Annotated in this window: 13 protein-coding genes; 7 read left to right on the top strand and 6 right to left on the bottom strand. The window is 66.0% G+C overall.

Translation table 11 applies throughout. The features are described from left to right. The first annotated feature begins 10 nt into the window (after positions 1–10). Genes amoB through amoH form a run of 5 tightly spaced genes read left to right on the top strand, consistent with a single transcriptional unit; the run spans position 11 to position 12,627 of the window. Entirely contained in the window at positions 11–934 is a 924-nt protein-coding gene (amoB, locus tag AB5Y95_RS09920; protein ID WP_268000903.1) for an amonabactin biosynthesis bifunctional protein AmoB, read from the top strand. Beyond that, complete coding sequence (amoF, locus tag AB5Y95_RS09915; RefSeq protein ID WP_368160813.1) at positions 931–4,032, top strand: amonabactin biosynthesis non-ribosomal peptide synthetase AmoF; 3,102 nt, start codon at positions 931–933, stop codon at positions 4,030–4,032. Before amoB ends, amoF begins: the two co-directional genes overlap by 4 nt. Before the next feature lie 29 nt (positions 4,033–4,061). Next, positions 4,062–4,811, top strand: coding sequence for an amonabactin biosynthesis protein AmoA (amoA, locus tag AB5Y95_RS09910; protein ID WP_368161054.1), 750 nt, complete (start codon positions 4,062–4,064; stop codon positions 4,809–4,811). 14 nt (positions 4,812–4,825) lie between these two features. Next, a complete protein-coding gene (gene amoG, locus AB5Y95_RS09905; RefSeq protein ID WP_368160811.1) occupies positions 4,826–11,086 on the top strand; it encodes an amonabactin biosynthesis non-ribosomal peptide synthetase AmoG in 6,261 nt (2,086 codons plus the stop codon). Further along, positions 11,083–12,627 (top strand): amonabactin biosynthesis glycine adenylation protein AmoH, encoded by a 1,545-nt coding sequence (gene amoH, locus AB5Y95_RS09900; protein ID WP_368160809.1) that lies wholly within the window; start codon positions 11,083–11,085, stop codon positions 12,625–12,627. The genes amoG and amoH overlap by 4 nt, the downstream gene beginning before the upstream one ends. A gap of 75 nt (positions 12,628–12,702) precedes the next feature. Here the strand turns inward: amoH and AB5Y95_RS09895 are convergent, their stop codons facing one another. Then, the gene (locus AB5Y95_RS09895) at positions 12,703–13,647 is read right to left on the bottom strand and encodes an amonabactin ABC transporter substrate-binding protein (RefSeq protein ID WP_017786862.1); all 945 of its coding nucleotides are present in this window, start codon (positions 13,645–13,647) and stop codon (positions 12,703–12,705) included. A gap of 156 nt (positions 13,648–13,803) precedes the next feature. Here AB5Y95_RS09895 and amoD point away from each other — a divergent pair, with 156 nt between their 5' ends. Next, positions 13,804–14,589 carry an amonabactin biosynthesis phosphopantetheinyl transferase AmoD gene (gene amoD, locus AB5Y95_RS09890; protein ID WP_368161052.1) on the top strand — a complete coding sequence of 262 codons (786 nt, stop codon included), beginning with the start codon at positions 13,804–13,806 and terminating at the stop codon, positions 14,587–14,589. Positions 14,590–14,649: 60 nt separating this feature from the next. Here the strand turns inward: amoD and AB5Y95_RS09885 are convergent, their stop codons facing one another. From AB5Y95_RS09885 to AB5Y95_RS09865, 5 genes are all read right to left on the bottom strand, one after another. Further along, a complete protein-coding gene (locus AB5Y95_RS09885) occupies positions 14,650–15,453 on the bottom strand; it encodes an amonabactin ABC transporter ATP-binding protein (RefSeq protein WP_368160807.1) in 804 nt (267 codons plus the stop codon). A 43-nt stretch (positions 15,454–15,496) separates the two neighbouring features. Beyond that, positions 15,497–16,564, bottom strand: coding sequence for an amonabactin ABC transporter permease subunit 1 (locus AB5Y95_RS09880; RefSeq protein WP_279461490.1), 1,068 nt, complete (start codon positions 16,562–16,564; stop codon positions 15,497–15,499). 13 nt (positions 16,565–16,577) lie between these two features. Next, positions 16,578–17,594 (bottom strand): amonabactin ABC transporter permease subunit 2, encoded by a 1,017-nt coding sequence (locus AB5Y95_RS09875; RefSeq protein WP_211029834.1) that lies wholly within the window; start codon positions 17,592–17,594, stop codon positions 16,578–16,580. Between the two features lie 70 nt (positions 17,595–17,664). Beyond that, positions 17,665–19,638, bottom strand: coding sequence for a siderophore amonabactin TonB-dependent receptor (locus AB5Y95_RS09870; protein WP_368160805.1), 1,974 nt, complete (start codon positions 19,636–19,638; stop codon positions 17,665–17,667). A gap of 69 nt (positions 19,639–19,707) precedes the next feature. Further along, positions 19,708–20,925, bottom strand: a complete 1,218-nt coding sequence (locus tag AB5Y95_RS09865) for a siderophore amonabactin export MFS transporter (RefSeq protein ID WP_368160803.1) — start codon at positions 20,923–20,925, stop codon at positions 19,708–19,710. A 250-nt stretch (positions 20,926–21,175) separates the two neighbouring features. On the opposite strand from AB5Y95_RS09865, the gene AB5Y95_RS09860 reads away from it, so the two are divergent. Then, entirely contained in the window at positions 21,176–21,928 is a 753-nt protein-coding gene (locus tag AB5Y95_RS09860) for a hypothetical protein (RefSeq protein ID WP_368160801.1), read from the top strand. The last annotated feature ends 11 nt before the right edge of the window (positions 21,929–21,939 follow it).

The following is a 21,939-nucleotide window of genomic DNA, read 5'->3' as shown; positions in this document are numbered from 1 at the left end:
TCATGACGTTATGGCTATCCCAACCCTGAACAATTACGCCATGCCCAGCCAGTGGAAGGCCAACAAGGTCAACTGGTCTCTGGAACCCAAACGCGCCGCCCTGCTGATCCACGACATGCAGGAGTACTTCACCGCCTTCTATGGCGAAAACAGCCCGCTGATCGCGGCCCTCACCGAGCGCCTGGCCGCCGTGCGCAAGCAGTGCAAGGCCCTCGGCATCCCGGTCTTCTACACCGCCCAGCCCAAGGATCAATCCCCTGAAGATCGCGCCCTGCTCAACGACATGTGGGGCCCAGGTCTCAACAAGCGGCCCGAGCAGCAGCAGGTGGTGGCAGCGCTGCGCCCGGAGCGGGACGACACCGTGCTGGTCAAGTGGCGCTACAGCGCCTTCCAGCGCTCCGAGCTCGAGCAGATGCTCAAAGCGCTGGGACGGGATCAGCTGATCATCGGCGGCATCTACGGCCATATCGGCTGCATGATGACCGCCTGCGACGCCTTCATGCGCGACATCCAGCCCTTCTTCCTGGCGGACGGGGTGGCGGACTTCTCCCTGGCCGACCACCAGATGGCGCTCGACTACGTGGCGACCCGCTGCGGCAAGGTGATCCGCTGCGAGGAGGTGCTGGCGCTCGCCCCGGCGTCCGCTTCTGCTGCCCAGAGCAATCCATTGCTGACCAATCCGTTGCTGACCTATGAGGGGCTCAAGGCGCGGCTGCTGAGTCATATCGACGAGGACGAAGGGGAGTTTGATCCTGACGAGAACCTCATCGACTACGGTCTGGATTCGGTACGGATCATGGCCCTGCTCACCGAGTGGCGCGCCGCCGGGGTGGAGCTCGGCTTCGTGGATCTCGCCAAGCTGCCGACCCTCAACGGCTGGTGGCGCCTCATCGAGGCCAAGCTGGCAGCCCAGGCGCTGGAGGTGACCCCATGAACCGCTTCCCCTTGACCATCCCCCAACAGGGGCTCTGGTCCGGACATCTGCTCAACGACGACAAGGCGATGTTCAACACCGCCGAGTGCATCGCCTTCGACGGCAAGGTCGAGGCGGCCGTACTGGTCGCAGCCCTTACCAAAGCGGTGGGGGAGTGCGAGGCACTCAAGGGCCACTTCGAAGACGATAAGGAGGCGGTCTGCTTCGTCCCGGCCGAGCTGCCCCTGGCCTATGAAGAGGTCTCCCTCGAGCGCGATGACGAGACGCTGGCCCGCGCCTGGGCCTGGGCCGATCTGCGCCGCCCGTTCGAGCTGACCCAGGAAGCGCCCTGCCGCTTCGCCCTGCTGCGCGGCCCCGGCCGCGATTACCTCTACAGCTGCGTGCACCACATCGCCCTCGACGGCTTTGGCACCACCTTGCTGTTCCAGCGCATCGCCGAGCTCTATGCAGAGGGGCTGGCTGGTGAGATGCACTCCCCATCCCCCTTCGGCTCTCTGGCTGAGGTGCTGGCGGAAGAGGCGAGCCGCGAGCTAAGCGGCAAGAACGCCGCCGCTCGCGCCTTCTGGCAGGAGCAGTTGAAGGAATGGCCCGAGGTGCGATCCTTCAGCGAATCCCGAGCCCCCATAGCGGCCGAATTTATCCGCGAGAGCCGCCCGCTGCCGGCGGCGCTGTGGCAATCCCTGACCGGCTTTGCCGACGAGCACAAGCTGGGCTGGCCCGATCTGCTGCTGGCCGGCTTGTCGGCCCAGCTGTCGCTGTCGAGCGGCCAACGCCAGACCCTGCTCGGCCTGATGATGATGAACCGCATCGGCTCGGCATCGCTGACCGTGCCCTGCATGCAGATGAACATTACCCCCCTTGCTCTGGAACTCGAAGAGGGGCTGGATCTGGCGGGAGCCGCCGGCGCCGTGGCCAAGGCCAAGCGCGGGGTGCGCAAACACCAGCACTACCGCTACGAGCTGCTGCGCCGCGACCTTGGCCTGGTAGGGGGCGACAAACGCCTGTTCGGCCCCCTGGTCAATATCATGCCGTTCGATCACGCTCGCCGCTTCGGGCCGCTATCTGCCCATATTCTCAACATCAGCGCCGGCCCGGTGGAGGATCTCACCATCGAGGTGCAGGTCGGCGTCGATGGCCAGCCCAGACTGGATCTGGACGCCAACCCCGGCTGCTACCAGCAGGAAGATCTGGCGGCCATCGCCGATACCCTGTTTGCCCTGCTGGGCCGCTGGCTGGCCGAGCCTGCCCAGACCCTGGGGGCGCTCAAGGCCGACTGGCTGGCGGAGCAGCGAGCCAGCGCCCTGATCGCCGGCCCCGCCCATGAAGTGATCAAGGCACGGCCCGTGCTGGACGCGCTCTGCCACTTCGCCGCCCAGACCCCGGACAAGATTGCCTTGATTCAGAGCACGGCGCAGGGAGAGGCCCGCTTCAGCTACGAGGCGCTGCTGGCCCGCTGCGAACAGATGGCGGCCGCCCTGCAGGCTGCAGGCGTCGCCCCCGGCGACAAGGTGGGGGTCATGCTGGCCCGCACCCCCCAGGCCATCTTCGCCCAGCTGGCGGTGCTGCTGGCGGGCGCCGTCTACGTGCCCCTCGATCCCGAGCAGCCGCTGGAGCGTCAGGGCCATATTCTGCGGTTGGGGGAGGTCAAGACCCTGATCACCCAGGCCGAGTACCGTCACAAGCTGGCCAGCCTGTTTGAGGGACGTACGCTCCTGGTGGGGGATCTGGTGAGCGGCGATCGGCTCAACCAGCCGGCCGCCGGCCGCGCCGTCGCCTACCTGATGTTCACCTCGGGCTCGACCGGCCTGCCCAAGGGGGTGGCGGTGAGCCACGGCGCGCTGGATCACTTCGCTGCCGCCGCCCGCTGCCGTTATCACCTGGATGAAGAGGCGCGGATGCTGCAATTCGCCCCCTTCAACTTCGACGCCAGCATCGAGGAGGTGTTCGCCACCTTGAGCGCCGGTGCCACCCTGGTGCTGCGCACCGACGCCCTGCTCGAATCCATGCCCGCCTTTGCGGCTGGGGTAGAAGCGCAGGGGATCACCCACCTCGACCTGCCCACCGCGTTCTGGAACGAGTGGGTGGTGGCGCTGACGGCGGGTCAGGCCCACATTCCTGCCAATCTGGCCACCGTCATCATCGGCGGCGAGGCGGTCTACCCCGAGCAGCTGGCCCAGTGGCAGCGCCAGGGCCGCTCCGATGTGCGCCTGTTCAACACCTACGGCCCCACCGAGACGACCGTGGTGGTGACCACCCAGGAGTTGCAGCAGGAAGACCCGAGCCAGGCCCAGTTGCCCATCGGCCTGCCGCTGCCCGGCATGCAGGCGCTCATCCTCGGGGCAGGGGAGCAACCCGCCAGCGAAGGTGAGCTGGTGCTGCTCGGCCCGCAGCTGGCCAACGGCTATGTGGGGGGCGTGCAAGGGAGCTTCGATACCTTGCGGGTTGGCGCGGAGCAGATGCCCGTCTATCGCACCGGCGATCGGGTGCGGCTGGTAGACGGCCGGCTGGTCTACCTCGGTCGGCGCGACAACGAATTCAAGATAAGCGGCTATCGCATCCAGCCCGGCGAAGTGGAGGCCCAGCTGCTGGCCCTGCCCGGGGTAGACGAGGCGTGCGTGCAGGGGGTGAGCATCGGCAGCGTGCGCCGGCTGGTGGCCTTCGTGGCGGGATCGGAGCGCGACAGCCGGGTCATCAAGGCGCAGCTGGCCAGGGTGCTGCCCGCCGCCATGATCCCCACCGACTATCGCCACTATGACCAGCTGCCCCGCACCGGCTCCAACAAGCTGGATCGCAAGACCCTGCTGGCTGCCTACCAGGCGGGCGGCGAAGCCCTGACCCTGGGCAGCGAGACCGAGAACCGGGTCGGCGCCATCTGGCAGCAGATCCTGGGGCTGGCCACCATGGCGCCCGCCGACAACTTCTTCGAACTGGGGGGCCAGTCCCTGCAGACCATCCAGATCGTCAACCGGCTCGGCGCCGAGTTCGGGGTGCAGGTGAAGGTTTCCGACGTGTTCGATCACCCGCGCCTGGATGACTTCTGCCGTTTCCTCGACGGCCTGCTTGCCGAGGACGAAGAGAGCGTGGAGATGGTGTGGTGATGAGCAAGATGACGAAGGATCAGCAAAAAATGGCGTTTGATTTCACTGGCAAGCGGGTCTGGGTGACCGGAGCCGGGCGCGGCATCGGCCGCGAGGTGGCGACGCAGTTCGTGGCGGCTGGAGCAATCGTGGTGGGGCTGGATCTGGCGTTTCCCGAAGCCGATTACCCCTATGCCACCCGGCTGCTCGATATTGGCGACTCGAAGGCGGTCAACGCCTGCTGCGCAGCGCTGCTGGCGGACGGCGGGCTCGATGTGCTGGTGAACGGGGCCGGGGTACTGCGCCTCGGCTCCACCGACACCTTAAGCGATGACGACTGGCACGACTGCATGACGGTCAACGCCAGCGGCGTCTTCTATCTGCTGCGGGCCCTGGTGCCCCACTTCAAGGAGCAGCAGCGCGGCGCCATCATTACCATCGGCTCCAACGCCGCCCATGTGCCGCGCATGCAGATGGCAGCCTATTGCGCCTCCAAGGCGGCGGTCACCAGCCTGACCCAGACGGTGGGGCTGGAGCTGGCCCCCTTCGGCGTGCGCGCCAACCTGGTGTCGCCGGGCTCGACGGATACCCCCATGCTGCGCGGCATGCTGCCAAGCGAGGAGGCCATGGCCCGCACCATCGCCGGGTTGCCGGAGCAGTTCAAGCTCGGCATCCCCTTGCGCAAGGTAGCCACCCCGGCGGAGATCGCCCATACCGTCCTCTTTCTGGCCTCGGATCTGGCCAGCCACATCACGCTGCAGGATCTGGTCGTCGACGGCGGCGCCACCCTGAGTGCCTGAGGCTTGAGAAACAGATGAACAATATGATTTTGCTGTTGAAACAGCTGGAGCGGCAGGGGGTCAAGCTGGCGCTGAACGACAAGGGCCAGCTTATCTCCCAGTCGAGCAAGGAGGCGGTGACGCCGGCCATCGGCGCCACCATCAAGGCCCACAAGGATGAGCTGGTGCGCTGCCTGGTGGCCCGCGCCGCCTTCGAGGCGCCCATCGCCGCCGAGGGCGCGAAGAGCGGGCCGCTCTCGTCCTCCCAGAGCGGACTCTGGTTTATCGAGCAGTACGAGGAGGCCTCCCACCTCTACAACATGCCGGTCTATTTTCGCGTCAAGGGAGAGCTGGACACGGCGGCGCTGGAGTTTGCCTTCGACCACCTGTTTGCCCGCCACCCCAGCATGCGAACTCGCTTCATCAAGGACGAGGCGGGCAGGGGGGCGCAGGAGATCCTGCCCCACACCCCCTTCACGCTGCAGATTGAGGACGTGAGCGCAGAGCCCGCTGCCGAGCGGGAGGCCTATGTGGCCCGCCGGGTGCGCGAGGAGATAGGGCGCCCCTTCTCCCTGACCCGGGGAGATCTGAGCCGGGTGCACCTGATCCGGCTCGGCAGCCGCGAGCACGTGCTGCTGATCACCCAGCATCACATCATCTCCGACGGCTGGTCGGTCAAGAACATGTTCGCGGATCTCAAGCGCGCCTTTCTTGCCCATCAGAACCGCGAGCCCCTGCAGGTGAGCGAGCTGCCGCTCACCTATATCGACTATGCCCGCTGGTTCAACTCGGACCGTTTCCTCGATTATCACGCCGAGTTCAAACCATTCTGGGTCGACCGGCTCGGTGGCAGCCCCGAGGTGCACGGTCTGCCGCTCGACAAGCCGCGCCCGGCCCATCAGGACAGCGGCGGTGAGCTGGTCTTCTCTACCATCGACAACGCGCTGTGGGAGAGCTTCAAGCGCCTCTGTCAGCGCCACAGCACCTCCAACTTCATCGGTCTGCACGCCCTGTTTGCTCTGCTGATGGTGCGCCAGAGCGGCGAGAAGGAGGTGGTGATCGGCACCCCGCTCGCCTATCGCGAGCGCCACGAGATCGAGTCGCTGGTGGGCTTTTTCGTCAATACGCTGGTGCTGCGCACTCAACTCAGCGGCAAGCCCAGCTTTGTCGACTATCTGCAGCAGTGCCGGGAGGAAGATCTGGCGGCCTTCGATCACCAGCTCTACCGCTTCGAGGCGCTGGCCGAGGCCATCGGCGCCGATCGCACCACCGCCATCAACCCCATCTTCCAGATCATGCTGGTCTATCAGGCCAAGGTGGACTTCAACGATCTCATCCCCGGCTGCCAGCTGGTGGAGGAGACCTCGCCTGTGCTGCCGGCCAAGACCGACATCTCGGTCAAGGTGACCGAGCTGATGGACTCGGTCAGGGTGGATTGGCTGTTTGCCACCGCCCTGTTCGAGCGAGAGACCATCCAGGCTTTTGCCGATCGCCTGCTGCACCTGATGCGCGCCGTGGTGGCGGCCCCCGAGACCGACATCTGGCAACTGCCGCTGGAGGCGGGCACCGACCAGGCGGCGCTGGCCGCACAGCTTGCCGACCTGCCGCGGGATTACCCGAGCCGCGATACTCTGCTCTGTCATATCGAGCGGCGGGCCACGCAGTTGCCGGACGCGCTGGCGGTCAGTGACGGCGCGCAATCGTTGAGCTATGGCGAGCTGGAGGTGCGTGCCAACCGGCTGGCTCACTGGTTGCAATCCTGCGGCGTCACCCCGGGCGCCGCCATCGGCATCCAGGCCAGACGCGATGTCGCCTTCGTGGTTGCCCTGCTCGCCTGCTGGAAGGCGGGGGCGGCCTATGTGCCCCTCGACCCTGCCTATCCTGCCGAGCGGCTGGCCCATATCCTGAGCGACGCCAGTATTGCGCTGGTGCTCGGGGGAGAGCCGGATGCCCGGCTTGCAGAGGCCATCAAGGGCACGACTGCCGAATATCACGATCTGCACGGGCTTGCGCTGGACAAGATGCCCTGCAGCCCCCCTGCCGTGCCCCGCGATGCCGCCATGCTGGCCCAGATCATCTACACCTCCGGCAGCACCGGCCTGCCCAAGGGGGTCATGGTGGAGCAGGGCAGCCTGGTCAACCTGATGGCGGATCACGGCGAGCGCATCGCCCTTGATCAGAATGGCGCCATGTTCAACTGCATGTCCCTCTCGTTTGATGCGGGCAACATGACCAGCTTGCTGCCCCTGTACTGTGGCGCGCCCCTGCACTTCGGCGAGCCGGGGGAAGGGGTGATCGCTGCCGCGATCGCTTGCGGTGCCAGCCATATGATTTTGCCGACCGCCTTACTGGCGAACCTGCTGCCACCGACGGATCTCGGCTCCCTCAAGGCCATCGGCTTTGGCGGCGAAGCGTGCCCGAGCGCCCTGGTGGAGCGTTGGGGAGAGCGGGTGGCGCTGTTCAACATGTACGGCCCGACCGAGTGCACCGTCACCGCGCTCTGCGCGCGGCTCACCCCGGGGGCGCCCATCACCATTGGCCGACCGGTCAACCACCTGAAGGCGCTGATCCTGGACGAGGCGGGCAACCTCTGTCCGGTGGGGGTGCCCGGCGAGCTCTGCCTGGCGGGACTGGGGCTGGCCCGCGGTTACCTCAATCTGCCGGAACGTACCCAGGAGGCCTTTATCGAGCTGGCGCTGGCGGAACGTACCCATCGCCTCTATCGCACCGGCGATCGGGCCCTGCTGCGCCGCGATGGTAACATCCAGTATCTGGGCCGGATAGACGAGCAGATCAAGCTGCGCGGCTATCGCATCGAGCCGGGTGAGATAGAGACCCGGCTCGCCGAATTGTGCCCGGCCATTCGCCAGATCAAGGTGGTGGTGCAGGAGGGGCGCCTGCTGGCGTACGCCTGTTTGCAGGCCGGGGCGAGCGAGCCCGACGGCGACGCCCTGTTGCAGCGGGCCGGCGAGTGCCTGCCCGAATACATGGTGCCGGCCCGCCTGTGCTGGCTGCCCGAGATGCCGCTCACCCCCAACGGCAAGCTGGACTTGCGCCGCCTGCCTGCCATCGTCTGGCAGCAGAGCAAGGGCGAGCCGCAAAACGCACTGGAGCAGACCGTGCTTGCCATCTGGCAGGGGGTGCTCAAGCAACCGCTCGGGGTGGAGGATGACTTCTTCCGCTTGGGCGGTGATTCCATCCTCAGCATCCAGCTCACTACCCGGTTGCGGGATGCGGGGCTGCACTGCAGCGTGAAGGACGTGTTCGAAGCCAAGACGGTGCGCCGCCTCTGCCGCCAGCTCGGCCAGCAGCAGGCGGTCAGCCACAGGAGCGAGCAGGGCAGCCTGACCGGCGAGTTCCCGCTCCACCCCATTCAGCACTGGTTCTTCGAACAGGGCTTTGCCAAGTCCGGTCACTGGAACCAGGGGGTGATCCTGCGCCTGCCGGCCGGGGTGGATGATGAGGCCCTGCGCGGCTGGCTGGATACCCTGCGCCAGCACCACGATGCCCTGCGCCTGGCGGTGACCCCGACCGGCCAGCGCTACCTGGCCGAACTGCCATTGCCGCCGTTGCCGACCCTGGATGCCGCCAATCTCGATGAGGTCGAGCTGCAGGCCCGCCTGACCGAGCTGCAGGGAGATTTCGACCCTGCCAGCGGCCACACCCTGGCCTGGGCTCGCCTGCGCAATCTCTCTCTGGAAGGTGAACGAGAAGGCGAGCGTGAGACGGTGGAGGGGTTCTTCCTTGCCTTCCATCACCTGGTCATCGATGCGGTCTCCTGGCGCATCCTGGCCGAGGATCTGGCACGGGTGAGCAGGGGCGAGCCACTGCCCGCCAAGGGCAGCAGCTATCGCCAGTGGGGCGAGGGGCTCGCGGCCTATGCCAAACGGGAAGAGGAGCAGCTTGGCTTCTGGCTGGCTCAGGGGGAGGGCTGCCAGGGTCAGCTGCTGGAAGCGGCGCGCGCCGCCGATGGCCGCGCCGCCGCCAGCCTGCTGCAACTGAGTCAGGAGACCACGGCTCGTCTCATCGACACCGCCAATCAGGCCTACTTCACCCGGGTGCCCGACCTGTTGCTGGCGGCCCTGACCCGAACCCTGAGCGAGCAGGGTTACGGTAGCCGTCACTGCGTGATGCTGGAAGGACACGGTCGTGAGGCCATCGATGCTGAACTCGACGTGAGCCGTACCCTCGGCTGGTTCACCAGCACCTATCCGCTGGCGCTGGCGGATGCCAAGGCGTGGGATGCGCTGGTGTGCGCCACCAAGGAGCAGCTGCGCGCCGTGCCGGACAAGGGGGTGGGCTTCAACGCCCTGCGGCTGCACCACCCAGGTGGCTGGGCACTGCCCGAAGCCCTGGTGGTCTTCAACTACCTGGGGGTCAGCCATCAGGGCGAGGCTGCTCAGCCCTGGCAACCCCTGCCGCTGGCACCGGGGGCCCCCACGTCCCCTGACAACCTGCCGCGCGAGCTGGTGAGTCTGCACGGGGGGGTCTACGACGGTCGCCTCACCCTGCGCCAGGTGGGCGCCCTCAACCAGCAGGCGAGCGACGCCCTGATGGCGCGGCTGGCGGACAACCTGACGGCGCTGGTGGAGCACTGCTGCAACCTGAAGGCCCCACGCCATACCCCGAGCGACTTCCCGGGGCTTGGCCTCTCGCAAGCTGCGCTCGATCGGGTGCTGAGCGGGCGCGAGGTGGAGACTCTGCTGCCCATGACCTCGCTTCAGCAGAGCATGTTCCATCACAGGGCGTTGCTGCCCCGGGATCACGCCTATCACCTGCAGACCGAGTTTGACTATTACCAGCCGCTGGACGTGGCGGTCTACCGTCAGGCCTGGCAGGGGCAGATCGCCCGCTGGCCGGCCCTTCGCAGCGAACTGGTACTGGCGGACGGGGTGGCGCTGCAGCGCATCCTCAAGCGCGCCGAGTTGCCGTTCCACTATGAAGACTTGTCTGAAGTGGAAAATGCAGAGACACGGGTCCAGGCCTATTGCCAGCAGGATCTAGCCCGCCCGATCCCGCTGGAGCAGGCGCCCCTGCTGCGCCTTGCCTGTTTCAAATTGGCCCCCGATCACCACAAGGTGATCTTCAGCGTCCATCACGGCGTGCTGGATGGCTGGAGCGGCCCCGTGTTGCTGGGCTCCTTGCATCGCGCCTATCAGGCGCTGATGAACGGCCTGCTGCCGCAGGGCGAGTCGGATACGGCCTGGCTCGAATTTGGCCGCCATATCGCGAGCCAAACCCGCAGCGCCGATGCCTACTGGCAGGGGCGTGGCGAGCTCTTGGCAACGCCTAACGATCTCGCCTGCCTGTTCGGGGTGACGCTGGACGCGAGCGCAAGCGGGCGCCATACCCAGCAGCGACCGGCGGTGTGCGCCACGGCGCTGCCGGCTGAGGTGGCGACCTTGCTCGCCCATCGTGCCCGCGACCTTGGCGTGACCGCGGGCCTGTTGGCCCAATATGCCTGGCACCGTCTGCTGGCACGCCGCTCTGGCGATGCCGTCACCCTGGTGGGCAACGTGACCCCGGGTAGGGATTACCCCATCGAGGGGATCACCGCGAGCGTCGGGCTTTACATCAACAGCCTGCCGCTGGCGCTGGCGTGGCGCACCGAGCTGACCCTGGCCGAGCATATCGCCCGGTTGCAGACCGACCTGATGGCGCTCAACGAGCACGGCACCCAGTCACTGGCGGCACTGACCAAAGGCCGGGCGCGCCTGTTCCAGAGCCTGTTCGTGTTCGAGAACTACCCCATGCCGGCGGCCCCTGCCGCCTCCGAACCCCACCAGCTGGTGCCGCGCTTTGGCGCCGTGGTGGAGAAGGTGGAGCTGCCGCTCTCCTTGGTGGTCAGCAGTCGGGGCGAGACGCTCCAGCTGCGCCTCGAGTTCGATGGCGAGCAGATCCCCGAGGCCCGGGCCGAGGCGGTGCTGGCTGACTGGCTGGCCGAGCTCGACTGGCTGGCACAGGCGGATCTGAGCCAGCCGGCCAGACCTGCGGATGTGAGTGAGCCGTCCCCTGTGGTCGCGCGACCGGCAGCCTCGATGGCGGATCCCTGCCCGAAGGAGGCCGCTTCTTTGGTGGCTCTGTGGGAGCGCCAGTGCGGCGTGCCCGGCATCTGGCAGCAGACCCTGTGTGAACTCGGGGTGGATTCGGTGCAGCAGCTCGCCCTGCTGGCGGCCCTCAACGAGGCGTTTGGCCAGGAGCGGGCGCCGCTTACCCTGCAGACGCTCAAGGCACACCCATCCCCCAGCCGGCTCTATGGGCACTGGCTGGTGCGCCAAACGGAGGCCGCATTATGACAGTGACCATCAAGCATAAGGCCCCGGCCGTGTCACCCCTGAGAGGCGCCTCCAAGGGGGCGGCCAACCTGGGGGCACGGCTGGCGGCCTGTCTGGCCGCGACCCCGCTGGCCCCCGCCATCCGTATGGGTGGGGAGGGCATCAGTGAGGGTGGATCAGATGAGCAGTGGCTCAGCTACGGCGCGCTCAATGCCAGGGTCGGCGAGATTGCCGCCCGCCTGCAGGGGCTGGCGGTGGGGGAGCGGGTCGGTCTCTATCTCTCCCGCGGCCCCGATCTGGTGGCCAGCCTGCTGGCCTGCCTGCGGCTCGGCCTCACCTTTGTGCCCCTTGAGCCGGATTTTCCGGTGGAGCGGCTGCAGGGGATCGCCCGCCAGGCGCGCCTGTCGGCGGTGATCTGCGACGGCGACAGGCCGGCTCCCGCCTTCGGCTGTCCGCTGCGCACCCTCGACGGGCCGGCAGCGGCAGGGCCCGTTTCCTGGCCCCAGGTGGATGACGCCCTGGCCGCCTACATGATGTTCACCTCGGGCTCCACCGGCGAGCCCAAGGGGGTGGTCATCAGCCGGCGGGCCCTGCTCTGCTTCCTCGACGGGATCCGCGAGCGGCTCGGGCTCTCACCGAGCTGCCACTGGCTCTTTATCACCACCCCGGCCTTCGACATCTCCTTGCTGGAGATGCTGGGGCCGCTCTGGGGCGGTGGCCGGCTGACGGTGGCGGGCAGCGAGCACAACAAGGATCCGCTGGGGATGCAGGCCTTGCTCGAGGCCGACCCCTCCATCAACTGGCTGCAGGCCACTCCGGCCTGCTGGCGCATGCTGCTCAAAGCTGGCTGGCAGGGGCGCAATACCCTCACCGCCCTGTGCGGCGGCGAAGCGCTGGACCCAGGGCTGGCCGAGCAGCTCTGTGCCCGCACCCGGCGGCTGTGGAACTGCTACGGGCCCACCGAGGCCACCGTCTGGTCGCTGGTGAGCGAGGTGCGCTGGCCACCGACTGATGGCCAGATCACCATCAGCCACAGCCTGCCGGGCTATCGGCACTGGGTGCTGGACGAGGCGGGGCTGCCGGTGGCAGAGGGGGAGTGCGGCGAGCTCTGCATCGAGAGCCCGGCCCTGTGCGAGGGGTACTGGCGCAAGCCAGCCTTGACCCGCGCTGCCTTCCTGCGCCTTGCCACCCATCGCCTCTATCGCACCGGCGATCGGGTGCAGCGGCTGGGGGCGGACCGTTTCCTCTATCTGGGGCGGCGCGACGATCAGGTCAAGCTGCGCGGTTTTCGCATTGAGCTCGGCGAGGTGGAGGCGGGACTGCGTCGCCAGGCCGGGGTGCAGGAGGCGGCGGTGCGTCTGGTGGGCGAGGGGGACGAGGCCATGCTGGTGGGCTACGTGGAGGCGAAAAGCGGGGTGACCCTCAATCGCCTCGCCCTGCGCAAGGGGTTGCAGGCGACGCTGCCGCACTACATGGTGCCGGCGCGGCTCATCCTGCTGGATGCCCTGCCCAAGACCGGCAGCGGCAAACTGGACAGAAAGGCGCTGCCCTTGCCGGAATAAGTTGGACGTTAAAAGCCATGGATAAAAAAGAAGCCCGCATATGCGGGCTTCTTTGTGGACGCTCATCACGCGGGCTTATTGGGTGATGGGGGCCGCATCGGGTTTGGCCAGCAGCTGCTCGACGTCGTCGATCACCTTGAGGGCCGCCTGGGGGCCACCGGTGGAGGTCCAGAGCGACCCGTCCACGGCACCGAAGCGCTTGCTCTTGATGGCGCCGAGCTGCTGGAAGGCCGGGGTCTGCTCGGCCTGCTTCATGGCATCCACCGCATCGCCGCTGGCGCTGAGGGTGCCGATCACCAGCCAGTCGCCGTCCAGCAGGTTGAGGGATTCCAGGCTCAGGGCCGGGGAGTGGGGGGTCTTGTCACCGATCTGGTGGGTCGGCCGGGTCAGCCCCATCTCTTCCACCACGCTGCTGGCGAAGGTGCCGCTGTGCATGTAGCTCGGGCCCTTGGGGTTCCAGCGCACTATGCTCAGGCGCTCGCCCTGATGCTTGGCAAGCTTGCTGCGGGCTTGCTGCAGGCGGGCGTCATACTGGGCGAGGAAGGTCTTGGCTTCGGCGTCCCGGTTCAGCACGTGGGCGCTGCGATTGAAGATCTCTTTCCAGGAGTCACCCCAGTTGCCGGTGACGACGGTGGGGGCGATCTCCTTGAGCAGGGCCAGCAGTTCGGGCTTGGTCTGGCCGGTGAGGATGAGGTCGGGTTCCAGATCGATCAGCTTCTCCAGGTTGGGGTTGTCCAGATCGCCGACCACGGCGATCTCCTTGCCCGCCTGTTGCAGCAGGTAGCGGGGCAGGGTGGACTGGCCGCGGCCATTGACGGTGCCGACCGGCTGCAGCCCCAGGGTCAGGGCGCTGTCCAGATCGATTTCGCTCAGTACCACCACCCGCTTGGGCTGGGCCGGTACGACCTGGGTCTTGCCGTCGGCATCGGTCACCTGACGGGTCTCGCTGCCGGCCTGTGCCTGGAAGCCGACCAGACTGGCCAGCATCAGCACGGCAGCCAGGGGAGAGGAGATCTTCATCGTTACATCCTTCTTGGTGAAATCAGTGGAACACTGGGTCCCAAACGGGCGAACTCATGCTACCATAAATTCAAATGATAAGAATTGTCATTTGTGTTTGTGGTGTATGGAGGGAGCAATTTGCTACCATGTCGGCTCATCCACCAAGGGCTCTTCGTGATGTTGATTGCCACCGCGCCAGCCTGCTCACTGGACCGCTTTATCGTGCAGGCCGACAGCCTGCCGCTGCCCGGCGCGGCGCATCTGGCGCTGCAACGGATCTGCTTTGACCCCGCCGCTTTCACCCCGGCCTGCTACGACGCGGCCGGCATGGTGCTGCCCGCCAGCTTGCAGCGCGCGGCCCCCAAACGGCTGGGGGAGTTTCTGGCCGGCCGGCTGGCGGCCCGCGAAGCCCTGCGCCCCTTCAACCTCGCGGAGCACCCCGTGGCCATCGGCAACGCCCGCGAACCCTGCTGGCCTGCGGGGTTTGAGGGCAGCATCAGCCACAGCCTGCTGCAGGGGCGCGGCATGGCCCTGTGTGCGGTGCGTCCGGGCCGGGCGGGAATGGGGCTGGATCTGGAGGGCTGGCTGGCAGAGGGGCAGGCGAGCGAGCTCTGGCCCGGTATTGCCAGTGGGGAGGAGTGGGCCCGGCTGGTGGCCGCTGCCCCTGCCATCGGCCTGAGCAGGGCTGAGGCGCTCACCTTGATCTTTTCGGCCAAGGAGAGCCTGTTCAAGGCGCTCTACCCCAGGGTGGGGCGCTATTTTGACTTTCTCGATGCCCGCTGGCTGACCATGACGGAGCAGACCCTCACCCTCGAGCTCGTGGACGCGCTGACCCCAGATCTGCCCGCCGGTTGGCGCTGTACGCTCTACTGGCAGCCAATGTACTGGCAGGCACAGCATTGGCAAACAGGGCACAGGCAAACACGGCCGGGCGGGGTGCTCACCAGCCTGCTGCTGTGAGTGGCGGCGCGCCGAGACACAAGCATAAAAAACCGCCTCTCGGCGGTTTTTTGATGGGGCTCAGGCCGGTTGGCGCATGGCAAAAGCGTGTGGCCTGCGGCGCGGCACTATGATGGGGGCGCCGTCGCCGGGGGCGTGCAGTATGTCCACGTCGGTCTGGTAGAGGCGGTCGATGAGGGACTTGGTCACCACCTCGCGGGCCTGCCCCATGGCCTGGATACCGCCATCTCCCAGCGCGATCAGCTCGTCGCAGTAGCGGGCGGCGGTGGCGAGATCGTGGATGACGATGAGCACCGTCTTGCCCTCGGCGGTGATCTGGTGGATGGCCTCCATCACCTCGGTCTGGTGACCGATGTCCAGCGCGCTGGTGGGTTCATCCAGCAGGATGATGTCCGCATCCTGGGCCAGCACCATAGCGAGCCACACCCGCTGGGCCTGGCCGCCGGAGAGAGAGCTGGCGCTCTGCTGCAAAATGTCGCCCAGCTGCATCCGCTCGCAGGCCCAGCGCACCATGCGGGCATCTTCCTCACTCCACTGATTGAACCAGCCCTGATGGGGATGGCGGCCGTACTGCACCAGCTGCTCGACCTGGATGCCGGCGGGCACCAGCGGGCGCTGGGGCAGGTAGGCGAGCTCGCGGGCCAGCGCCTTCTTGCCGTAGCTTGCCAGCGGCTTGCCCTTGAGCAGGATCTCGCCGGCTTGCTGCTGCTCCTGGCCTGCCAGGAGTTTGAGCAGGGTGGACTTGCCGCCGCCGTTGGGGCCGACGATCCCTACCAGCTTGCCCTGGGGAATGGTGAAGGAGATGTCGTTGAAGACGGGCTTGTGCTGATAGCCAAATTGCAGGTGATTGATGGTGAGCGTCATCAGGCGGCCCTCGGTCTGTCTTGAAAATGGATGAATGGCATCGTCAGTCGGCCTTCTGGCGGTCTTTGAGCAGGATGAACAGCAGCAGCAGGCCGCCGAGAATACGGGTCATGATGCCGGTGGCCACCTCGTGGGGGCTGGCCAGCACCCGCACCAGGGTGTCGCTGGCCAGCAGCAGCAGGGCGCCGCACAGGGCGGCAATCCACAGCGGCACGATGCGATCCCGGCTGAGCCAGGAGGCGAGCACCGGGGCCGCCATGGCGATGAACACCACCGGGCCGCCGATGGCGGTGCCGAGCGCCGCCACGACGATGGCCTGGGCCAGCACGCCGAGCTGCACCCGGTTGACGTTCACCCCCAGACTCTGGGCGGTGACGGGACCGAGGCGCAATACGCCCAGAGCCCGGGAGAGATAAACTACCCAGGGGCAGACCAGCAGGATCAGGATCCCTACCGGCAGCACAGTGCTGTAGCCCTGGCCGACGAAGTTGCCCATGTTCCACAGGTAGAGGCTGGTGAGGTGCACCAGCGACTGGGTGGACATCACAAACTGGCCGATGGCGTTCATCAGCTCCGAGACGCCGATGCCGATCACCACGAACAGGTAGCCCTGCTCCCCCGGCTTGTTGCACAGGGCATAGAGCACGGCGGCGGCAAACAGGGCACCCAGCGGCGCGGCCCACCAGGGCCAGCTGCCGAGGGTCAGGTAGAGGGAGAAGGCGATGATGGCCAGGGAGGCCCCCTCGTTGACCCCGATCATGTCCGGGGTGGCGAGGCGGTTGCGAATGAGGGTCTGCACCAGGCAGCCGGAGAGGCCCATGGCCGCGCCCGCCACCAGCACGGCGACGATGCGCGGCAAGCGGATCTTGAAGACGGTCACCTCGCTCAGCCGGTTGCCCTCGCCAAGCAGGGTCTGGATCACCCCCAACATGGTGAGTTTGCCGGAGCCCAGGGTCAGCGCCAGCAGGGAGAGCAGCACCAGGGCCACCAAGAGCCCCAGCGTGATGAGCCAGGCGCGGCGGTGCAGCAACAGGGTACGGCTGCCAACGCGCAGGCAGACGGTGCCGGTGGGAAGCGCCGTGGTGAGGGAGGGATGGATTGGATTGTTCATGAGGCAGGCAACCTTATTTGACGGCCAGCAGGGCGCGGAAGCCGCCGCTGCGTACCACCAGGATGAGCACGGGGGCACCGATCAGCGCCAGGATCACCCCGTTGGGCAGCTCGAACGGCTGGATCAGCCAGCGCGCCAGGATGTCGGCACCGAGCAGGAACAGCACCCCGAACAGGGCGGAGAAGCGCACCTGGATGGCGAGGCGCACCGGCTCCACCAGGCGGGCGCAGTAGGCGGCGAGAAAACCGACGAAGCCGATGGGGCCGGCGATGGCGATGGCGCAGGCGGTAAACAGGGTGGCGGCCAGCAGCACGCCGATGCGCACCCGGGTCGGCCGGATGCCGAGCGCCAACGCCTGGCTGTCACCCATCTGCATCAGGGTGAGCTGGCGACAGAGCGCCAGGGTCAGCAGCAGGCCGAGCAGGGCAAAGGGCATCACGGTGAGCACCGCATCGAGATCCGAGGCGGCCAGCGACCCCAGATTCCAGAAGCGGAACTGCTCCAGCACCACCTGGTTGGAGAGCAACAGGAAGTTGGAGAGGCCGCCGAAGGTGGCGGAGAGGGCGACCCCCACCAGAATGAGCTTGAGGGGGTTGGAGCGCCCCACCATCAGACCGAGGCCGAGCACGATGAGGTTGCCGAGCAGGGCCCCCATGCCGGACCAAAGCAGGTAACCGTAGGCGGATTCGACGCCAAAATAGGTGAGGCCGATCACCAGGGCGAACACGGCGCCGGCGTTGACCCCGAGCAGGCCGGGTTCGGCCAGCGGATTGCGGGTGGCGCTTTGCAGCATGGAGGCCGCCAGCGCAAGACAGACGCCCACCACCAGGGCACACAGGGTGCGGGGCAGACGCAGGGTGTGAACTATCATGGCGAGTTTTTCATCGGCCACGAGGGCGGGATCGCCCAGCAGAAAACCGGCGACCTCGCGGCCACCATAGACACCGGCGCCAGTGGCCAGTGACAGACAAATCAGCAGGAACAGGAGGATCACTCCCAGCCAGAACAGGTGTGTTTGGTGTCTCTGCACCCGGCTACTCCTTCATGTCGAGGCAATAACAGCAGAAAGAGGGGAGCCCTGACGGACTCCCCTGCGGGGCTTACAGCTTGTAATCCACGCCGGCGTAGACGGTACGACCTTCCAGAATGAAGTCGGCGTCGGTGGCGACCTGGTCACGCTTGGTGTTGGTGAGGTTGGTGATGCCCAGCTTGAAGTCGAGCGCCGGGGTGACCTTCCACTTGGTGTTGACGTCCAGGGTCTGGTAGCTGTCGGACTTGAACACATTGCTACGAAGAAGTGGAACAGACATGAATTGACTACCCACGTACTGCCAGGCCAGGTTGGTGCTGACGATCTCGGTGGCCTGCCAGTCCAGGCTCAGATTGCCGGTGTGGCTAGGAGTCTTTAGTAGATCCTCGCCAGTGCTCTTGTCTTCTGAGTCCAGCATGGTCCAGTTGCCGGTCAGCTTGACGTCGTCCATTACATCGACCCAGCCGGTCAGTTCTAACCCTTTCACTCGTGCTTTTTTGACGTTGTAATAAGAGATAACCGGCAGTCCCGGACCAGAAGACTGGCTTGCTCGTTGACTTTGGATAAGGTCTTCGATGTCGTTATGGAAGCCGGTGAGACCAGCACCAAAGTGGCTGCTCTCATAGGCTGTGCCGAGCTCATAGCTGACGGCGGTTTCTGGCTTCAGGTTAGGGTTACCGACTTGCTTACATCTGCCACGGCAGCTGGTAATAAAGAAATCTTTATTGTATTGGGCCAATGTTGGAGCCTTGAACGCCTTGCCGGCGCCGCCCTTGATCACCCACTCGTCGCTCAGCTTGTAGAGCGCATAGGCACGCGGGCTGAACTCGTTGCCATAGGTCTCGTGGTGATCCAGACGACCGGAGAGGGTCAGCGCCAGATCGCCAAAGCCGAACTCGTCTTGCAGGTAGAGGGCGCTCTGGCTTGCATCCACATCCGAGCTAAGACTGCTGTGTTCCAGCTCGGTTTTGCGGAACTCAGCGCCTGAAGTCAGCAGGTGATCCCCGAGGTAGCCGCTCAGTTGGCCGTCGACGGTGTGGTTGGTCTGGGTGACATCAATGACTCCGCCGTTGAGCTGGGAGTCATTCATCAGATCGGTCTGCTCGAAGTAGTAGCGGGCCCGGCTGTCGAAGTGCTCCCAACGGCCGTTGTGGGTGACCCCCAGGCTCAGCCGATCGAGTTTTTGCACGTTGTGTGGGGTAGTCGGTGAATTCAGACTAGGCGGCGTGTTATTGAAGTAGCTGTCCATGTCGTTCTGGTTGTAGCCCAGATCGAACTCCACGTCCTGGTTGTTGCTGACCAGCCACTTCAGGCTGGAGAGCATGTTGACCACTTCCCGTTTCTCCAGCGCATCGGCGTCCCGGTTGTTGGACTGATCGCTGTGCCAGCGGTCGCGCTGATAGCCTTCCACCACCAGGCTGCCGAGCAGCTTGTTGTCGATCAGGGCGCCGGAGACGAAGGCGTTGCCACGGTTGGCATCGCCGCCATCACCCTTGGTGGGCATGGTGTGGGTGTAGCCGAAGGCCGCCTCGGTCTGCTCTTTAGCCTGGCGCAGGATCACGTTGACCACGCCGCCGAGGGCGTCGGCGCCATAGAGGGAGGAGACGGGACCGCGGATCACCTCGATGCGCTCGATGGCAGCCATGGGGATGGAGCTCAAGTCGAAGTCATTGCCAAAATCGCTGCCCAGGGTTTCGCGAGCGTTGACCCGCTTGCCGTTGATCAGCAGCAGGGTGTAGTCTCCGCCCATGCCGCGGATTTTGATCTCGTTGCGGCCGGTGGGGTTGGTGCCGATGACGTTGACGCCGGGCACGTGCTTGAGCGCTTCGCCGATGTTGTTGGCGTTCATCTTGTCCAGATCGGCGCGGGTCACCACGGAGACGCTGGCCGGCGCTGAAAGCTCGGTGTGCTTGGTCTGGGTGGCGGTGACCACCAGGGTCTCGTTGGCTTTGGGCGCTTCGGCCTGGGCCAGGCCCGGCAGGGCGATAAGGCCGAGGGAGAGCAGGATGGGGTTCAGGCGAAAGACGCCGGGCTGCAACTGCATAGTCAAAACTCCATGAATAAAACAGAGGTTATGGGGTCCGGCTCTGGGGCCGGTGGCTCACTGACTTCCTTATCTGGCGGGACCAGACTCGGGGTTATTGTTGTTCCTTGTCTGTGCCAGCCCCTTGAGCAGGAGCCAGACACCGCCGCAGGCCAGCAGACCGCAGCCGATATTGATCCAGGCGAGCCCAGCAAAGCCGTGCAGGGCGCCGCTCTGATCCGATACCAGCAACCTGGCGGAGAGCAGGCTGCCAAGCCCGGCCGCCACATTGGTGACCGTGCCCTGAAAAGACATGAAGGCGGCGCGCTGATGAGGGGCCGGGATGGATGCGGTGATGGCGAGGGTCGAACTGGAGCGGGCCGAGCTCAGCGCCATGAAGAGGGTGAACAGCAGGTAGACGGGCATGCCGACCGGCATGGCGAAACCGAGCAAAGTGATCAGCGCCAGCAGCAGGCTGGTGATCAGGATGGCGGCCTGGGCCCGGCCCTGATCAACCCAGCCGCCGCACAGCCGCATGGTGGCCATGCTGGCGAGGCCGCCGCACAGGTAGAGGGCGGCGATCTGCTCGCGCGGGAAGGCGAGGTTGAACTGGAAGTAGTTGGCAAAGTGCGGGATCAGCAGGAAGTGGCCGAACATCTGCAGGCAGAGGATCAACAGGGCCCCCTGGCAGAGCGGCGAGGCCAGCAGCTGGCGCAGGCCGCTGCCGTGAGGGGCGCGGTTGACCGGCAAGGAGGGCAGCAGGCGGCTGCTCAGCAGCGCCAGCAGCAGGCCGCAGACACCAAACAGCAGGAAGGGGCTCTGCCAGCCAAACCACTGGGCCAGCACCAGGGCGATGGGCACCACCAGAATGGCCGCCAGGGAGAACGCCATGCCCACGTAGGCGAGGCGGCGGCCCCGCTCGGCCGGCGGTACCAGATCCAGCACGGCTGCCATCAAGATGGCGGCGAGCGGTCCGGCCACACAGCCCGACAGGACAAACAGCACCAGCAGTTGCTGGCTGTCTTGCACCAGGGCGCAGGCCATCAGCAGCAGAAAACGTAAGGTGAGCAGCACCAGCAGGGCGGGCTTGCGATTGACCCGATCGAGCCAGGGGGCGGCGATGAGGCCCATCAGGGCGGCCCCCAGGGTGGCACCACCGCTGAAGTAGCCGGTCTGCTCCGGCTGCATGCCGAGACTGATGACCAGATCCGGCCCAAGTGGCATCACCATCATCATGCTGCCCATGGAGAGCATATTGACCAGCAGGGCAAGGTGGATGGCGGCGGGGGTGGTGGTCACTGGCTTCATCGACGGCAAGCTCGAAAAAATGAGACCGAATTGTATCCGAGCGATTTTTTCGTGACAACAAATGGTAATCATTTTTATTTGTGTTATTTGATCTATCTCCGCTCTTTTCATCGAAAAATGAAGGACCTGACCTGCACGGCGTTCACCGCTCACGGGCAAAATCATTGAAAAGCGGGCGGGATGGCCCATGATGACGAGGTGATGAGCAGGCCATGATGTAGTTGGCTGCCGAGTGGGACGGGAGGAGAAGATGAGAAGATGGCGCGGGTTTGGACTCTGGCTGCTGTGGGGGCTCTGGTGCCTGCCGCTGCGGGCCGAAGTGAAGGTGATCCCGGTATTCGAGACCCAGGCTGCTGTGCAGACCCTCAAGGATCTCTATCCAGAGCTGGGGGTGAGCGCCATGGGCAACCAGCTGGTGCTGAGCGGCAGCGCCGCCCAGCTGCAGGAGGCGGAAGCGGCGCTGGCCAAATTCAACCAGCCGCCCCAGAGCCTGCTCATCGAGTGGCGGGTGGATGGCGCTTCCAGCAGCCAGCAGGCCGGGGTGGGGCTGGGCCGGGATGCCGCCAAGCGGCAGTGGCTGCTGGAGGGCAATGCCCAGCAGTATCAGCGCAGCCAGAACGACAACTGGCAGGTACGTGGCCTGTCGGGTCGGCCCGTGCTATTGCAGATGGGCACCTATCAGCCGGTCACCTTCTATCAGTGGCGCGGTGGCCAGGTGGTGGGGCTGATGCCGCTGGTGAACGGCCTCTATGCCACCGCCACCCTGATCGGCGACAGGGTACAGATAGCGCTCAGCAGCGAGCAGGGCAGGCTGGAGCAGGGCACCATTAACCGGGGGCAGAGTGCCACCGAGGTGAGCGGTGCCCCCGGTCAGTGGTTGACGGTAGGGGAGCTCTCCACCAGCTCGGCGCAGCAGGACAGCAGCCTGGGCACCCAGTTGCAGGGGGGCGGCGGTACTCAGAGCGATCGTCAGACCCTGCAGATCCGGATCACCCGCCAGTGAGCCGACTCGCC

The organism is Aeromonas sp. R5-3, assembly GCF_040908225.1.
Lineage (GTDB): Bacteria > Pseudomonadota > Gammaproteobacteria > Enterobacterales > Aeromonadaceae > Aeromonas > Aeromonas dhakensis.
The sequence above is the reverse complement of the archived record's forward strand: the minus strand, read 5'-3'. Positions and strand labels throughout refer to the sequence as shown.

What these genes read in the sequence shown, in the direction of transcription:
- amoB (WP_268000903.1), top strand. Translation starts at nt 11, where the DNA reads ATGGCTATCCCAACCCTGAACAATTACGCCATGCCCAGCCAGTGGAAG.
- amoF (WP_368160813.1), top strand. Translation starts at nt 931, where the DNA reads ATGAACCGCTTCCCCTTGACCATCCCCCAACAGGGGCTCTGGTCCGGA.
- amoA (WP_368161054.1), top strand. Translation starts at nt 4,062, where the DNA reads ATGGCGTTTGATTTCACTGGCAAGCGGGTCTGGGTGACCGGAGCCGGG.
- amoG (WP_368160811.1), top strand. Translation starts at nt 4,826, where the DNA reads ATGAACAATATGATTTTGCTGTTGAAACAGCTGGAGCGGCAGGGGGTC.
- amoH (WP_368160809.1), top strand. Translation starts at nt 11,083, where the DNA reads ATGACAGTGACCATCAAGCATAAGGCCCCGGCCGTGTCACCCCTGAGA.
- AB5Y95_RS09895 (WP_017786862.1), bottom strand. Translation starts at nt 13,647, where the DNA reads ATGAAGATCTCCTCTCCCCTGGCTGCCGTGCTGATGCTGGCCAGTCTG.
- AB5Y95_RS09885 (WP_368160807.1), bottom strand. Translation starts at nt 15,453, where the DNA reads ATGACGCTCACCATCAATCACCTGCAATTTGGCTATCAGCACAAGCCC.
- AB5Y95_RS09880 (WP_279461490.1), bottom strand. Translation starts at nt 16,564, where the DNA reads ATGAACAATCCAATCCATCCCTCCCTCACCACGGCGCTTCCCACCGGC.
- AB5Y95_RS09870 (WP_368160805.1), bottom strand. Translation starts at nt 19,638, where the DNA reads ATGCAGTTGCAGCCCGGCGTCTTTCGCCTGAACCCCATCCTGCTCTCC.
- AB5Y95_RS09865 (WP_368160803.1), bottom strand. Translation starts at nt 20,925, where the DNA reads ATGAAGCCAGTGACCACCACCCCCGCCGCCATCCACCTTGCCCTGCTG.
- AB5Y95_RS09860 (WP_368160801.1), top strand. Translation starts at nt 21,176, where the DNA reads ATGAGAAGATGGCGCGGGTTTGGACTCTGGCTGCTGTGGGGGCTCTGG.